The sequence below is a fragment of the Micromonospora endolithica genome (assembly GCF_003626595.1).
Lineage (GTDB): Bacteria > Actinomycetota > Actinomycetes > Mycobacteriales > Micromonosporaceae > Micromonospora > Micromonospora endolithica.
In genome coordinates this window covers 74,910-89,894 of record NZ_RBAK01000020.1, presented here as the reverse complement: position 1 = coordinate 89,894, position 14,985 = coordinate 74,910, and the positions used below count along the sequence as shown (strand labels likewise).

Annotated in this window: 14 protein-coding genes; 6 read left to right on the top strand and 8 right to left on the bottom strand. The window is 71.7% G+C overall.

Annotation, left to right across the window (positions count from 1 at the left end):
* Positions 1-729 precede the first annotated feature (729 nt).
* On the top strand, positions 730-1,602 hold the full coding sequence (locus tag D7223_RS30735) for an SDR family oxidoreductase (protein WP_120732907.1): 873 nt from the start codon (positions 730-732) through the stop codon (positions 1,600-1,602).
* Positions 1,603-1,617: 15 nt separating this feature from the next.
* Here the strand turns inward: D7223_RS30735 and D7223_RS30730 are convergent, their stop codons facing one another.
* Positions 1,618-1,881, bottom strand: a complete 264-nt coding sequence (locus D7223_RS30730; RefSeq protein ID WP_120732927.1) for an SCO4848 family membrane protein — start codon at positions 1,879-1,881, stop codon at positions 1,618-1,620.
* Positions 1,882-1,959: 78 nt separating this feature from the next.
* Positions 1,960-2,424 (bottom strand): hypothetical protein, encoded by a 465-nt coding sequence (locus tag D7223_RS30725; RefSeq protein WP_147252665.1) that lies wholly within the window; start codon positions 2,422-2,424, stop codon positions 1,960-1,962.
* A 282-nt stretch (positions 2,425-2,706) separates the two neighbouring features.
* Between D7223_RS30725 and D7223_RS30720 the strand changes: the two genes are divergently transcribed.
* Positions 2,707-3,156, top strand: a complete 450-nt coding sequence (locus tag D7223_RS30720; RefSeq protein WP_120732903.1) for a PRC-barrel domain containing protein — start codon at positions 2,707-2,709, stop codon at positions 3,154-3,156.
* 21 nt (positions 3,157-3,177) lie between these two features.
* Here the strand turns inward: D7223_RS30720 and D7223_RS30715 are convergent, their stop codons facing one another.
* Together D7223_RS30715 and D7223_RS30710 are read right to left on the bottom strand one after the other, a co-directional pair.
* Positions 3,178-3,717: a GNAT family N-acetyltransferase gene (locus D7223_RS30715; RefSeq protein ID WP_120732902.1), complete on the bottom strand. Its 540-nt coding sequence runs from the start codon at positions 3,715-3,717 to the stop codon at positions 3,178-3,180.
* Positions 3,718-3,775: 58 nt separating this feature from the next.
* Positions 3,776-4,720, bottom strand: coding sequence for an ion transporter (locus D7223_RS30710; RefSeq protein WP_238162297.1), 945 nt, complete (start codon positions 4,718-4,720; stop codon positions 3,776-3,778).
* Between the two features lie 269 nt (positions 4,721-4,989).
* Between D7223_RS30710 and D7223_RS30705 the strand changes: the two genes are divergently transcribed.
* Positions 4,990-6,165 (top strand): RNA ligase RtcB family protein, encoded by a 1,176-nt coding sequence (locus D7223_RS30705; protein ID WP_120732900.1) that lies wholly within the window; start codon positions 4,990-4,992, stop codon positions 6,163-6,165.
* Complete coding sequence (gene prfH / locus D7223_RS30700) at positions 6,162-6,788, top strand: peptide chain release factor H (protein ID WP_120732898.1); 627 nt, start codon at positions 6,162-6,164, stop codon at positions 6,786-6,788. Before D7223_RS30705 ends, prfH begins: the two co-directional genes overlap by 4 nt.
* A 21-nt stretch (positions 6,789-6,809) precedes the next feature.
* Here prfH and D7223_RS30695 read toward each other — a convergent pair whose 3' ends face one another.
* Genes D7223_RS30695 through D7223_RS30685 form a run of 3 tightly spaced genes read right to left on the bottom strand, consistent with a single transcriptional unit; the run spans position 6,810 to position 9,318 of the window.
* The gene (locus tag D7223_RS30695; protein ID WP_120732896.1) at positions 6,810-7,778 is read right to left on the bottom strand and encodes an ATP-binding protein; all 969 of its coding nucleotides are present in this window, start codon (positions 7,776-7,778) and stop codon (positions 6,810-6,812) included.
* Between the two features lie 51 nt (positions 7,779-7,829).
* Positions 7,830-8,936 (bottom strand): LLM class flavin-dependent oxidoreductase, encoded by a 1,107-nt coding sequence (locus tag D7223_RS30690; protein ID WP_120732895.1) that lies wholly within the window; start codon positions 8,934-8,936, stop codon positions 7,830-7,832.
* Entirely contained in the window at positions 8,926-9,318 is a 393-nt protein-coding gene (locus tag D7223_RS30685) for an SCO5389 family protein (RefSeq protein ID WP_120732893.1), read from the bottom strand. Before D7223_RS30685 ends, D7223_RS30690 begins: the two co-directional genes overlap by 11 nt.
* A gap of 135 nt (positions 9,319-9,453) precedes the next feature.
* On the opposite strand from D7223_RS30685, the gene D7223_RS30680 reads away from it, so the two are divergent.
* Entirely contained in the window at positions 9,454-10,005 is a 552-nt protein-coding gene (locus D7223_RS30680; RefSeq protein WP_120732891.1) for a DUF5872 domain-containing protein, read from the top strand.
* A gap of 24 nt (positions 10,006-10,029) precedes the next feature.
* Here D7223_RS30680 and D7223_RS30675 read toward each other — a convergent pair whose 3' ends face one another.
* Complete coding sequence (locus tag D7223_RS30675; RefSeq protein ID WP_120732889.1) at positions 10,030-12,441, bottom strand: sigma-70 family RNA polymerase sigma factor; 2,412 nt, start codon at positions 12,439-12,441, stop codon at positions 10,030-10,032.
* A gap of 621 nt (positions 12,442-13,062) precedes the next feature.
* Here D7223_RS30675 and D7223_RS30670 point away from each other — a divergent pair.
* On the top strand, positions 13,063-14,883 hold the full coding sequence (locus tag D7223_RS30670; protein ID WP_147252664.1) for a right-handed parallel beta-helix repeat-containing protein: 1,821 nt from the start codon (positions 13,063-13,065) through the stop codon (positions 14,881-14,883).
* Positions 14,884-14,985 lie beyond the last annotated feature (102 nt).

The following is a 14,985-nucleotide window of genomic DNA, read 5'->3' as shown; positions in this document are numbered from 1 at the left end:
GACAACAAACAAATGTTGCCAAAGGAATCCAAACCAGCCAAACCGAAGCTCGACCAGTCCGGGATATAAAACAATTGGCACTGGCTTATCAAGCACCCTGTTGAGTTCTCAAAGAACAACCACACACTATCCGAAGCCCCGCATCAGCAGAACCCCATCCGGGGCAACCTCTCTCATGTCCGCCGCTCTCGCGCCGGGCACTTTTACTACGTTACCTCACCGCCTTCCCCGTGTCAACCGGTGTGTCCCGGTGTGTCACGCTTCGTACGGGTTGGCGCCGACGATCACGCGCAGCGGTTAACGCTGCGATTGATCATCGGATTTGGCAGGCCGGCCGCTCGCGGTTTCCCGCCAGCTCGCCCGGTGCCCTGCCGGTCGACAACCTTACCCGGTCGGTTCCGCTGCACCAAATCCGCCTCGCGGCGGTTCCGGCGAGCTCTCGCCCGGACCGCGTCCTTTCGGAGGCTTACCTCCTCGGACCCGGTACCAGTCCGGTTCGGGTCGTCAGGACTTTCATCCCGTTTGCCCCGTTCCGCGCTGGCAGAGAGAAAGTTACGCGTCTGCGGGTTTGATCGTCAAATCGAGGGGTAGCGGTCCGCGTCACACCATCACCACCCGACTATCCGTCCAGTTCAGGGGGCGTGCGGCACGGGCGCGTGGGTCGAAGGTCCTGCCCGAGGGGCAGCACGGCTCTGCGCACAGCGCCTGCGTCGGGACGACACTCGGCGCATGACAGTTCTGGTGACCGGTGCGACCGGGCGGGTCGGCTGGCACGTCGCCCGGATCCTGCGGGAGGGCGGCCAGCGGGTGCGGGCGGCGATGCGAGGTGCCGACGCCTCCGTCGGTTGGCAGGAGAGCGTCCCGTTCTCCTTCACCGACCCGACCACCTGGGACGCCGCCTTCACCGGCGTGGACCGCATGTTCCTGATGCGTCCACCGCACCTCGGCAACGTCCGGCGCGACATGCTGCCCGCCCTGGAACGGGCCCGGCAGCTCGGCGTACGGCGGATGGTCCTGCTCTCACTTCAGGGCGCGGAGCGCAACCCGGTGGTGCCGCACCACGCCCTGGAGAAGTGGTTGCGGGAGTCGGACCTGGAGTGGACCTTCGTCCGGGCCGCGTTCTTCATGCAGAACCTCTCCACGACGCACGCCTCCGCCATCCGCGACCGGAGCCGGATCGTGCTCCCCGCCGGGCGGGGAAGGACGGCCTTCGTCGACGTGCGCGATGTCGCCTCGGTGGCGGCGCTGGCGCTGAGCGAGGATCGACACGTGGGAAGGGCGTACACCCTGACCGGATCGCAGGCCCTCACGTACGCCGAGGTGGCCGACCTGATCGGCGCCGAGTTGGGGCGGCCGGTGCGGTACGTGCCGACCGGGCCTCTCCGCTACCTGCGGGCCGCGCGGGCCGACGGCATGGCGTGGGGGATGGCTCTGGTCACCCTCGCCCTCTACACGACCTGCCGGCTCGGCTTCGCCGACGGGCTCACCGACGACGTGCGTACGTTGCTGGGCCGGGAGCCGATCGACTTCTCCCGGTTCGCGCACGACGAGCGCGCCGCATGGCTGCCGGCGCCGAACGCGCAGCCGGCCACGACGGCCTGATCCGGGCCGTCGGGCTCAGGCCGCCGATTTCGGCGTACGTCGGCCGGCGGCGCGCCACGCGCGGAGGCCGAGCAGGCCGACGATCGTGCCGAGCGTCAGGGACGCCCCGATGAGCAGGGCGTGCACCCACAGGAAGCCGGTTGCCGGGAAGTCACCGACCGCGCCGCTCGTCCAGGCGCGCGGGTCGTTCCAGATCGCGATCGCGAACCGCGGCCAGATGACCCAGGTCCAGATCCCGACCCCGACCAGGAACAACGCCCAACGGCGGGACAGCACCATGGCGGCGAGTATGCCACCGCCCACCCGGGCGACCCGGCGCGGCGGACCGCCCGGGTGGGGACGACCCGGCCGCCGGCGTCAGAAGCAGGTGCCGATTCCGCCGATCGCCGGGTTCGCCCGGTCGTGCTGGTGCACCGTCCCCGCCGGGTCCGCGACCGAGCCACCCCAGATCACGCAGCCGCCGCGGACGTACGCCTTCGTCGGGCCGGCCGCGTAGAGCCGGTTGCCGTCGTCGACCTGGGTGGGCAGGTACGGAGCGGCGAGGTAGACCTGGGTTCGGGTGAGCGACCCGACGTAGGCCGACTTGATGGTGACCGTGCAGCCATACCCGGTGATCGGGTTGTACATGAGGTGGACCGTTCCGAGGCGGACGCCGGTCTGCCCGTGGTGGACGGGGTCCTGGTCCCGCACGGTGTAGCCGAAACCGCACAGCGACTGCGGCGTGACCGGGTTGACAGCGGCCTGCGCGGTGCCGCCTGCTCCCGCCAGCAGGCCAACGGTCAGCGCGAGCACCACTCCTGCTCGACGAATCGTTCCGGACATGCGTCTCCCCCTCTTCTCGGTAGCGCGGATGCCAGACAGAATGGCGGTCGTCGACGCGGTCCACGAATGTGCGGAAGCGACACTCTCAATGGACGCGTGATATGTGCTGCCGCGATGAGAGCGATCCGAGCAGCGGCGATGCACCGCGGTCCATCGATGGACAATGATTATGACGTAGTTCGCACGACGAATTTCCGATGAACCCGAAATTGCGCACCTGTTTCCCGGGCCAAGGGCGAGGGCACATTTGAGGGAACAGACGACCCCTACCGGAGGTGTCCCGTGCAACCGTCGACGTTCAATCCGTGGACCTGGCGCGACCCGTCCGCGCTGGCCGGCAGCTACCAGCCGGCCACCCCGGACGCCGAACCGGCCCCCCGGCGGCCGGACGCCGACGACGGTCCCGACGCCCCGGGGCCCGGCACGCCGGTCGACCTGGTCGGTTACCGGGTGGAGGCGGTGGACGGCGGGATCGGCACCGTCGACGGGGCAAGCGACGACGCCGGTGCGCAGTGGCTGGTGGTGGACACCGGACCCTGGATCTTCGGGCGGAAGGTCCTGCTGCCGGTGGGCACGGTGGAGCGGGTCGACCACCTCGACCGGACGGTGCATCTGGACCGCACCCGGGAGCAGGTGAAGGAGTCCCCGGCCTACGACCCGGACGCGGCGGACCAGCCGACCGGCCGGGGCCGCATCGGCGACTACTACGCGGAGAGCTACCGGCGGGACTGACCACCCCGGCGGCCGGTGCGGTCACGCCGGGTCGCGCAGCCCCACGCAGTCGTGCTCCCAGAAGGTGGCGGGGTAGACCAGCGTGCCGGTCATCCACGGCTGGTGGGCGGCGAGCGGGAACACCTGGAACGCGGCGTCCGGGATGCGCAGCGACGGCTTGCGGAACCCGTCCGGGCCGCCGGCCCGGAAGCCGAGCCGGGCGTAGTACCGGGGGTCACCCTCCAGGAACACCAGGGGTACGCCGTCCGCGTCGAGGAGTTCCAGACCTCGCCGGATCAGGGCGGATCCGATGCCGCGCCGCTGGTGGTCGGGGTGGACGCCGACCGGGCTGAGGACCCGCACACCGACCAGCCGGCGGGGCGCGTCGAGCAGGGCGCGGGTGAACATCACGTGCCCGACGACCTGGCCGGCCCGCTCGGCGACGAGGGAGAGCGCGGCCGGGTCGTCCCGGCGCAGGGCGTCGGCCAGGGGCGCCACCACCGCTCCGTGATCACCGAAGGCCCGCCGGTGGACGTCGCGGACCGCGTCGTGGTCGTGCTGCCGCTCTTCGCGTACGTCCATGGGCGGGACCGTAACGGTAGTCGTGGCCGGCGGCCAGGCGTTTTTCCGGCGTTGTCGCTCACCGTTCCGGGCTGTGATGGCGGGCCCGGCCGGGCCCGTCGTCCCGGTCGATGCGCAGTTCCCGTTCCAGCTCGGCGATGACCGCGCGCAGGTCGTCCAACCGCTGGGTGAGGGCGATCCGGTCGACCTCGTCCGGTACGCCGTCGCCGTCCTCGTCGTAGTCGGGCGACAGCCGCTCGGTCATCTCCAGGCGGCGCGCCTCCTCCATCGAGTTGACGATGACCGCGATGAGGATGTTCAGCAGCAGGTTGACCGTGATCATCACGAAGCTGACGTAGTAGACCAGCGTCCACGGGGACACCGCCAGGCCCTGTTCGATGAGGTCCGGCAACGTCTCCAGCGACAGCAGCACGAACAGGGTCAGGAGCGAGCGGCCGATGTCGCCGTACTGTTCGGGGTAGCGGGAACCGAAGATCAACCATCCGGCCATGCCGTAGACGTAGAAGGTCACCGCGGCGAGGGCGAGGAAGCCGGCGACACCCGGCAGGCTGCGCCACAGCGCCGCCACGATGGTGCGCAGGCCGGGCGAGAAGCGGACCAGCCGCAGTACCCGGGCCACTCGGACGAACCGCAGGATCGCCGAGTCACCGTGCAGGCCCGGGATGAAGATCGCCGCGGTCACGGTGAAGTCGAAGACGTTCCAGCCGTGCCGGAAGAAGTCCTGCGGCCGGCGCCCGTACGCCAGGACCCGGATCGCTATCTCCACCACGAATGCCAGCCGGAAGGCCAACTCCATGCCGTGCAGGACCGGTCGCGCCGCGCCGAGGTCCGGGTAGGTCTCGATGCCCAGCACGATGCCGTTGGCCATGATCAGCACGACGATCGCCACCTCGAAGGGGCGCGACCGGGCGATCCGCGCACACCGCGCGGCGAGCCCCCGTCGGTGGTCCGGCGGGCGTGGTGCGAGGTCGGGACGCTGAGCGGGGATCGCGGTGCCGGTCACCGTTCACACACGCCGGCGCGGTCGGCGCCCCCTCCGGGTGGGACCGCGCGACGGATCCGGGCACCCATACCGACACCCTAAGCCTCGCCGGACCGCGCAGCACCCCGCGCGCCGTCGACGGAAAACCCGTTGCCGTGCCTCGGCCCGCCCGGGCAGGGTGGGCCCATGACGTACTGACGGACGACCTCCCGCCTTCCACCCGGCACCGCCGCGCCGATCCGCGCCGCGCCGCCGTCCGTCCGCACCCTTCGTCCCCGAAGAGAGCGTCATTGTCTCCACAGCACCCTGCCCAGCACTCCCCGTCGGCCAGTGTCACCGTCTTCGCCTCCCCGGGTAGCTGGATCGAGTCCGACGCCGTCGCGCAGTGCCACCAGGTGGCCGCCCTCGACGGCATGGTCCACGTCGCCGGAATGCCGGACCTGCACCCCGGAAAGGGCGCCCCGATCGGCGCCGCCATGATGTCGACGCTTCTGTATCCGTTCCTGGTCGGCTCCGACATCGGTTGTGGCATCGCGGTGTTCCCGATCCGGCTCCGGCGCGCCGCACCCGAGCGGATCGCCGCCCGGTTTCCCGACCTCGACCGGGCGTTGGATCCCGACCGGGATGCCGACGACCCGGCCTGGGCCGTCCTGGACGGTGAGGTGCCCGCCGGTCACGCCGAGGGCCTCGGTACGGTCGGCCGGGGCAACCACTTCGTCGAACTGGCCGTGGTCGGCACCGTCTTCGAGCCGGGAGCGGCGGACCGCCTCGGCCTGGCCGCCGGTGATCTCGTTCTCGTCGTCCACAGTGGCTCCCGTGGGCTCGGCGAGCGGATCCTGCGGGCGCACACCGAGGCGTACGGCGCCGGCCCGGCACCCGACCCCGCGGCGTACCTGGCCGCGCACGACGAGGCGGTCCGGTGGGGGGCGCTCAACCGGCGGCTCCTGGCCGCCCGCGTCGCCCACGCCCTCGGCGCGGAGCCCACCGAGCCCGTCGTCGACCAGTGCCACAACCTGGTCGAAATCCGCGACGGCGGATACCTGCACCGCAAGGGGGCGGCGCCGGGCGACGGCCGGGACGTACTCGTCGCCGGCACCCGTGGCACTCCCTCCTACCTGGTGTCGGGACACGCCGGGCCGGAGGCGAACCACTCCGTGGCGCACGGGGCCGGACGCAAGATGTCCCGGGCCGACGCCCTGCGCCGCGGCAAGGCCAAGCACACGGTGCAGGAGCTGCGCCGTACGCCGGTGGGATCGGTGGTCGTGTGCGGCGACCGTCAACTGCTGTTCGAGGAGGCGCCGACGGCGTACAAGCGCATCGAGCAGGTGGTCGCCGACCTCGTCGACCACGACCTGGCCACGCCGGTGTGCACTACCGTGCCCCTGGTCACCTACAAGACGCCCGACCTCAGGGCCGCGCCGGCGAGGGACCGGCGGGACCAGCGCCGCGGGCGGAGCCGGTCGTGAGCGTGCACCTGCTGCTGTCGGCCGGCCGTGGCCCCCAGGAGTGCGCGTGGGCGCTGACCCGGCTGTTGCGGCGGCTGGAGGCCGACGCGTCCGCTCGGGGCCTGTCGACGCGCCGGGTCGAGACGGTACCCGGTGATCGGCCCGGGACGTACCGATCGGTCCTGGTCCACATCTCCGGTGCCGACGTCGGCGCGTTCGCCGCCTCGTGGACCGGGACCCTGTGCTGGCAGGCGCCGAGCCCCTACCGGGCCGGCGTCGGACGGAAGAACTGGTACGTCAGCTCCCGGCCCTGCCAGGTCGGGACCCACCACACCCCGTTCGCGGAGCGGGATGTGGAGATCGTGGCCTGCCGTACCGGCGGTCCCGGCGGCCAGCACCGGAACAAGGCGAGTACGGCGGTGCGGGCGACCCACCGCCCCACCGGAACGGTCGTCGTGGTGGACACCGAACGACGGTTCACCCTGAACCGGCGGATCGCCCTGGACCTGCTACGTCGCCGCGTGGCGGAGGCCGACGAGACGTCCGACCGCGCGGCCACCACCGCCCGCTGGCGCACCCACGACGATCTGGTACGCGGAAACCCGACCCGGGTCGAACGTCCGGAGGACCCGGCAGGGAGGTGACGTCGCACGCCGTGCGGACCGTCAGGCGGCCACCCCACCCGGAAGGCTGAGCGCCTGCGGCCCCATCCGGAAGTCCGGATCGATCTGGGTGGTGAGGTCGACGCCGGTCCGGTCGTTGGCCCAGGCGGCGGCGTTGCGCCGGTGGAACTCGTGCGCCCAGTGCGTGAAGGCCGTCCAGTCCTGACCGGTGCCGTCGACCGCGTCGGTGAGCTGTTCCAGCACCGCCCGGTTGGCCGCCTCCAACTCGGCCAGCGGTCCGACCGTGCCGCGCTCGGCCCGCCGCACGTACGCGGAACGGCTCATCCAGGTCAACAGGTCCGCGCCGACGTGCTCGCGCAGGAACGTCACGTCCGCCGCGTCCTCGACCTTGTTGCCGACGACGGACAGCGCCACGCCGTAGTCCCGGGCGTAGCCGGCGTACTGCCGGTAGACCCCGACGCTGCGCACGGTCGGCTCGCACACCAGGAAGGTGCGGTCGAAGCGGGTGAACAGCCCGGAGGCGAAGGCGTCCGCACCGGCGGTCATATCCACCACCACGTACTCGCCGGGACCGTCGAGCAGGTGGTTGAGCATCAGCTCGACCGCGCCGACCTTGGAGTGGTAGCAGGCGACGCCGAGATCCTCGGTGGTGAACTCACCGGTCACCGCCAGGGGCACCCCGGCGACGCGCCGGACGCAGGTCGCGTAGACGGGGTTGTCCTCCGACACCCGCAGCAGCCGCGACCCGGTGCCCGGAGGGGTGGTCTTCACCATCTCGCCGGCGGAGCCGATCCGCGGGTTGTCGCCGCGCAGGTACTCCTTGATCGCGGGCAGGTGCTCGCCCAGCGTCGTGGCGCCGTGGGCCGACCCGCCGAGGGCCGCCGCGAGGTGCTGGTTGATGTCCGCGTCGATGGCCAGGACCGGCCGGTCTCCGGCGACGAGGTGCCGGGCGTAGAGCGCGGCGAGCGTGGTCTTCCCGCTGCCGCCCTTTCCGACGAACGCTACCTTCATCCCGCCCGACCCATCCTCACGTTAACGGTAACCGTTTCCATATGCGACACCCTAGCCCGGCCGGCCCCGCGCCTCAGGTCGACCCGCGGACTGCCGGGAAATCCGCTGCGCCGGCCGCGGGCCGGGCCGATCGAGGACGTCGGTCGCCAGGCGTCGGATCGTCTCCAGCGTGCGGTCACGTCCGCCGGCCGCCTCGACCAGGAACAGCAGGTGCCGCACGCCGGGCAGGGCGGCGGCGCGGGCCACGGCCGTCCGGCAGCGGGCGGGCGAGCCGACCGGATGGATGTCGATCAGCCGCTGCACGTACCCGACGACATCCCGCCGGCCGGACGGTGCCCCGTCCAGGCGGACGTACTCCCGGGTGCCCGCGAGCAGCGCCGGAAGGCCGTCCCGCACGGCCTGCCCGGCGGCGGTGTCGTCGTCCTCGACGTGGGCCAGGTGCGCGCTGGCGTGGGCGACGGAACCAGGTGGGTGGCCGTGCGCGGACGCCACCCGCGCGTAGCGCTCCAGCAGCTCGGCCTTCTCGGTCAGGTCGGCGTGCAGGCCGAGCAGCAACGGCATGCCGTGCCGTGCCGCGAGGTCGACCGTGGCCAGGGAGGTCGCCGCGACCCAGATCGGCATCCGGCGGCGGGGGCGCGGCACCACCCGCACGTCCCGGAACGGGAAGCGGTCGTTGCCGCCCACCGTCGCCGCGGTGGACAACCACCTTGCCAGCACGTCGAGCGAGTCGGTGAAGCCGTTCTCGAAGCGCTCCGGACCGGTGCCGAAGACCTCCAGGTCGACCCAGGGGCCACCCCGACCGACGCCGAGCCGGAAGCGACCACCGGACAGCTCGTCGAGCAGGACCGCCTCCTCCCCGAGCGCCACCGGATGACGGTTCGACAGGATGCAGGCGGCGGTACCGACCGTGATTTCCCGGGTGGCGCCGAGCAGGTGCGCGGCGAACGTGATCGCCGAGGGGCACACGCCGTACGAGATGAAGTGGTGTTCGGCGACCCAGACCCCGTCGTAGCCGGCGTCCTCGGCGGCCCGGCCGAAGCGGTGGGCGTCGGCGAGGGCGGCGGCGTGACTGCCGCCGGGCCGCTGCCCGGCGAGCAGGAACAGGTGCGCGCGAACGCCCCGTCCCGCCCGCCGGGCCGGGGCCGGATCAGCAGTCACGCAGCTCGGGTGACTGGTTGAGCAGCTGACCGCGCATGGAGATGAAGCGGCGGTAGGTGTCCGAGTCGACGGCGGACGGACGGAACGCCGCGACCCGGTGACAGTTCTGGAAGGCCAGCTTCACGCCGAAGTGACGCTCCAGGCTCGACCGGATGGCGTCGCTGGCCAGCGCGCGCAGCAGCTGACCGCGCTCCGCCTCGGTCGGCGGGGGGACCACGTTGTCCGCGAACTGCGCGTCGGACGACTCCAGGTCCGCCGCCACGCGGCTGACGGTCTGCCAGGCGTACGGCAGCGAGTCGCGTACGCAGGCCACGAACGCCTCGTCGTCCACGGGCCCGGTCTCGGCGGCGTGCAGAAGGCTGGGCGGCACGGTGAGAGACATGCTTCTCCTCAGACACTAACGATCACGGTTGTCATTTGCGTTGCGGGATGAGCACATCACGTCACCGTCGGCGACGTCAACGACCGACGCGCGCCCGGCAGGAGTACGACCTCGCACCGCGGGTAGATGCGGTGCATGGCGCGGTACACGAAGCCCGAGCTCAGAGAGCAACTCAAGGAAGAGATCAAGGCTTCCGACAAGGGCGGCCGGAAGGGGCAGTGGTCGGCGCGCAAGTCGCAGCTGCTCACCCAGCGGTACAAGGAACGCGGGGGCGGCTACCAGGGCCCGAAGGACGAGCGGCAGAAGTCCCTGCAGCGTTGGGGCGAGGAGGACTGGCAGACCAAGGAGGGCGGTACCCGGGCGCGTCAGGGTGACGAGACAGCTCGCTACCTGCCCAAGCGGGCGTGGGGGAAGCTCTCCGCCGAACAGCGGCGCGCCACCGACGCCAAGAAGCGCGACCAGTCGAAGTCCGGCCGGCAGTACGTCGCCAATACCGGGCCGGCCAAACGCGCCCGCAGGACCGCCACCTCGGCCACCCAACTGTCCGACCTTCCGGTGTCCGAGGCGACCAAGCTCGTGCGCACCCTCGGCACGAGCCAGCTCAGGACGGCGCTGCGGCGCGAGCGCGACGGCAAGGCCCGCAAGACGCTCATCCAGCGACTGGAGTCGGAACTCGGCCGGCGCTGACCACCGTTCGCGCCTCGACGGTTGTCATCGGCGCTCGTACGCGCCGAGGTCGGGCCGGCCGTCGCGCGGGAGCCGGTCGGCGTCGGTGGTGCTACCGGATGTCGGCGCGCCGCTGTCGACCGCGGGACTGTCGGCGTTGAGGCGGAAGTCGCCGGTGTCGGGGTCGACGAAGGACGGCTGCCCGGCGAGGGTGCCACGGGCGATCCCGTCCGGCAGTTCCTGTGCCCCGACCAGCAGGTTGTTCGCCAGCCTGGAGGTGGGAGCGGACGTGACGCCGGCGGCGACCTTACCCGCCCGGGCGACGGCGATGTTGTTGGCGACGGCGACCCGCTCCGCCCCACGGACGACCACCTCGCCGGAGATGTGCGGCGTCTCGGCGTTGCGGTAGAGGGTGTTGTTGACGACCGCGACGTTGTCGCTGTCGTGGACCAGGATGCCGTGCCCGCCGTTGCCGTAGGCGACGTTGTCGGCGACCAGGATGCGACCGCGATAGGGATCCTGGAAGAGCGGGGCACCCCGTAGGTCCTCGTTGCGGTTTCCCTGGATGCTGAATCCGTTGCCGTTGGTCGGTCTGTCGGCGCCGGTGACCACGCTCGGCACGACCTGCCGGCAGTCGTGGGCCACGTTGCCACGCATGATCATCTTAAAGCCGGTGTCGTCGTCGGAGTTCCAGCTGCTGTGCATCGAGAAGCAGCTTCCCGCATAGCCGGAGTACCAGGAGTTGCGGGCGGCGACGTTGTATTCCATCGTCACGTGATCGGCGGCGAGGGCGACGAAGCCGGCCAGCGCGCAGTCGGTCGCGGTGTTGCCCCAGAAGTGCACGTGGTGCGGCCGGCGGGGCGGATCGGCGGACTTCTGCTCGTCGGTGGCGAAACAGTTGCCGTTGATCGTCGGGTCCTTGAGGTCGCCGCGCTGGGCCCGGTCACGCTGCTCGGCGGTCAGCCGGGCGCGGTTGCCGACCGCGCTGAGCCCGACGACCCTGATGTACGCCGCGCGGACGTGCACGATCTGCCAGTTGCCGTCGCCGCCCTCGATCACCGGTCGGGCGTTCGGCGCGGCCGCGAACGTGATCCACCGATCGGGCTCGCCGGACCGGGTGACGCCGAGAACGTTCGCCCGGCCGGGAGCGCTGTACCGCCCGTCGGCGATCAGGACGGTGTCGCCGGGCCGGGTCTGGTCGGCGGCGCGCTGCAACGTCCGGAAGGGCTGGTCCTGGGCGAGGCCGCTGTTGCCGTCGTCGCCGGACGGCGCCACGTACAGGTAGCGCCCGCCCTGAAGCGGGGCGGTCTGTTCGGCGGACCAGGTCGGGCCGCCGATCCCGGCGCCGACCCCGCCGCGGGACGCGCGCGCGGCGGGGCGTGACGGGCCGGGTGGGGCCGGCGCCGGCGCCGCCGACGAGGCCGGTGCCGTCGCCGGGGTCGGGGCGACCAACGCCGTACGCGGGCGCGGCTCGTCCTCCGCCTCGTGCACGACGAACGCCGCGGCCCCGCCGCCCACCGCGACCGCCGCCATCGCCGCGGCGGCGGGCTTGGCGAGCAGCGCCTGGACGAGTTGCCGCACGCCCTCCACGGCCGCCGCCACCAGCCCGGTGGCCGCCGGCGCGACGCCCGCCTGGGGCAGAAACAGCGGGGGTACGACGAGCAGCGGCACGGTGGCCAGCAACGTCTCCGGGGGCAACAGGCCGGTGGCGACCTGCGCGCACGCCGGGCAGCCGTCGACGTGCCGGACCAGCCGCTTGCGCCACAGCGGCGACCGTACGCCGGGCCAGTTCCGCAGCACCGTCACGACATCGCGGCAGCCGACACCCCGGCCGGCGGCGTCGACCGCGCGCTCGATCCGGCGGGCGCTGTCCAGCCGGCCGCGCAGGCGGTGCAGCCGCACCCGGGCGTGCGCCTCCGAGATGCCCAGGGTCGGACCGACCTCGACCGGTCTCAGGTCACCGGCCTGGGTGAGCCACCACAGGTTCAGCAGCTCCCGATCGTCGCGGTCGAGCCACCGCGCGGCGGCGTGGATCTCCCGGCGCTGGCGGCTCAGCTCCACCCGATCGAGCCCGAGGTCGGCCACGTCCGTGCCGGCAGCCAACTCGTCCGGGTCACCGGCCGGGAATCGCCGCTGGTCCTCACCCACCCGGGCCAGCCGACGGCGGGCCTGGCGCAGCGCGATCGACAGCAGCCACGACCGGAAGCGCTCCGGCCGGTCCACCTGGCGCAGCCCGGAGACCGCACGCAGCATCGTCTCCTGCACCACGTCGTCCGCGTCCGCCGCCGACAGCCCCCGGGCCGCCACCTGATAGACCAGCGGCAGGCTGGTCCTGAGGAGCTGGTCGAGAGCGGCAGAGTCCCCGCCCTGAGCCGCCCGGACCAGGGTCACCACCTCGTCGCCGACGTCGGCGGCCGGCGTCCGGCCCGCCTGGTGCCGGCCCACCGCCGCGGTCATCCCCGGGCCGGGGGGTACGGCCCGGACCGGCCGGGCGGACGGCCCGGGTCCCCCGCCGGCACCGTGTCCGAGGTACCCATCGAGACGCTCGCCCCCTCATGCCGGCAGGCCCAACCGCCTGGTCACCACGCGTACGGCGGGCGGGCGGTCGCTGCCGATCCGCCTGCCGCGCCCTCGACCGGCGGGCACCCGTGCCCGTCGATGGGAAGGCACCGAATCCGGGCGAAGTCCGAAGCCGCTTGCCTGTCCGCACGATAGACCGCGCGGAATCGTCCGGGCAAGGAAGCGGTCGCGGGTGCCCGTCGACGAGCACCGGTAACAGTTCGGAAAAAGCTGTAACGGTCCGCACGGGTGTCGTGCCGCATCGCCGTCGTCACTCCCGGTACCAGCGACAACCTCGCCGATGGCGTTCCTCCGGGCGGCGTTCGGCGGGCATCGCGATCCGTAACAGAAATTCGATGGCGAATGGCTCACAATTTCGGAATAAGCTTTAAGGATGCCTTAGGAAGTAATTCTCAGGTGTACACGGCCGCCTTCGTCTGTATAGCCTCCGAAAGCGGATAGCGCCGGTGCGGCTGCCATTCCCATTCTGACTACTCATCTTTCACCACGGAGGAAAACGTGCCGATACATCGCGCGCGCACACCAGACCTGCCCGCCGGGCAGGGGAGGTCACGGCGACTGCTGGTCGCGTCGGTGATGGGGGTGACGGTGGTCGCCGCCGGTATCGCCGGGGTGGCGGTGGCATCCGCCGAGGACCAGCCGACGATCACCTCGGCCGTACTGGTCGACGCGGTGACCGACAAGCCGGTGGCCGGCCGGGGCAACCTGTCCGGTGCGCAGACCGTCGACCTGGCCGCCATCGGCACGCGCGAGTTGAGCGTGCAGGCGTTCCTGTCCGCGAAGGGTGGCAGCGTCCGGTTCACCGTCGAGGGTGGCCGGACCCAGACGGAGAGCATCTCCCCCTACGTGCTGGCCGGCGACTCGACCAAGGGGGACATCTACCCCTGGAAGCCGAAGCCCGGCACGTACAAGATCGCGATGACCCCGTACCGCGAGAAGTACGGCAAGGGCCGCGCCGGCACCCCGCTGCGGGTCACGCTGACCGTCACCGACAGCGGTACGCCGACGCCCGGCAAGCCGTCCCCGTCGAAGCCCGCACCGTCGCCGTCGGCCAGTACGCCCGCACCGACGACGCCGAAGCCGGACGCGATGCCGCCGACCACCGGCCGCTATCTCTACGTGTCCGGCAACGGCGACGACAAGCGCGCCGGCACCTCCGCCGCGCAGGCGCTGCGGACCCTGCAGAAGGCCGCCGACCTCGCCCGGCCCGGCGACACGGTGCTGGTGCTGAACGGCACCTACGCCAACAGCAACGTCAACGGCAACGTGTTGACCGTGCGGAAGGGCGGCACCGCGGGCAAGCCGGTGACCTTCGCCGCCCATCCGGGGCACAAGCCGCTCCTGCGGGTGAAGAACTGGAACGGCGTCCAGGTCGAGACGTCCCACGTGATCGTGCAGGGCCTGACCGTCGTGGGCAACGCGAAGGAGGTCACCCGGGCGTACGCGGAGTCGCAGAAGAAGAACCGCCTGAACCCGATCACCAACGGCAACGGCATCTTCATCCGGCCGCCGAGCAAGAGCCCGAACCAGATCCCGCACCACGTCACGATCCGCGACAACGTCGTGCGGGACGTGCCGGGTGGCGGCATCTCCACCTCGGAGGCCGACTACGTGACCATCGAGCGCAACACCGTCACCGGCACCTCGCACTGGACCGTCTACGGCACCAGCGGCATCTCGCTCCTGCACAGCCGCGACGTCGACGGCAACACCGGCTACAAGATGATCGTCCGGCAGAACACGGTCAGCGGAAACCGCAACTACCTGCCGTGGCTCGACTCCGGCCCCAAGCCGCACATCACCGACGGCAACGGGATCATCATCGACGACAACCGGAACAGCCAGATCAAGGCGCGGAAGATCGCGCCGTACCGGGGCCGGACCCTGGTCGAGAACAACGTCTCCTACCGCAACGGAGGCGGCGGGGTGCACGTCTTCTCCAGCGACAACGTCGACGTCCTGCACAACACCGTGTACCAGAACTCGGTCAGCCCGGAGATCGGCGACCGCGACCTGAACGCCTCCTGGGCGCACAACGTGCGGTTCGCCCACAACATCTCGGTGTCCGCCCCCGGCCACAAGCCGCTCAGCATCTCCGGCACCCCCGGCCGGGCCAAGGGCAGCGAGAAGGTCTTCGCCGACTGCAACCTGCTCAACGGCGACCCGAAGTTCGTCGACCCGGCCGGCGGTGACTTCCGGCTGCGGGCCGGCAGCCCGGCCATCAACGCCGGCTGCGCCGCCCCGACCGCGAAGACCGACCACGTCGGCCGGTCCCGGCCCCACGGGAAGTCCCCCGACCTGGGCGCCCACGAGTCCTGACCCCGCTGCCCACCGGCCGGTCGGACTTCACCCAACCGCGGTCTGCGGAGGCAACGCGCGGTGGGCGCGAAGGGGCTGCACGAGCGTGCTCGTGCAGCCCCT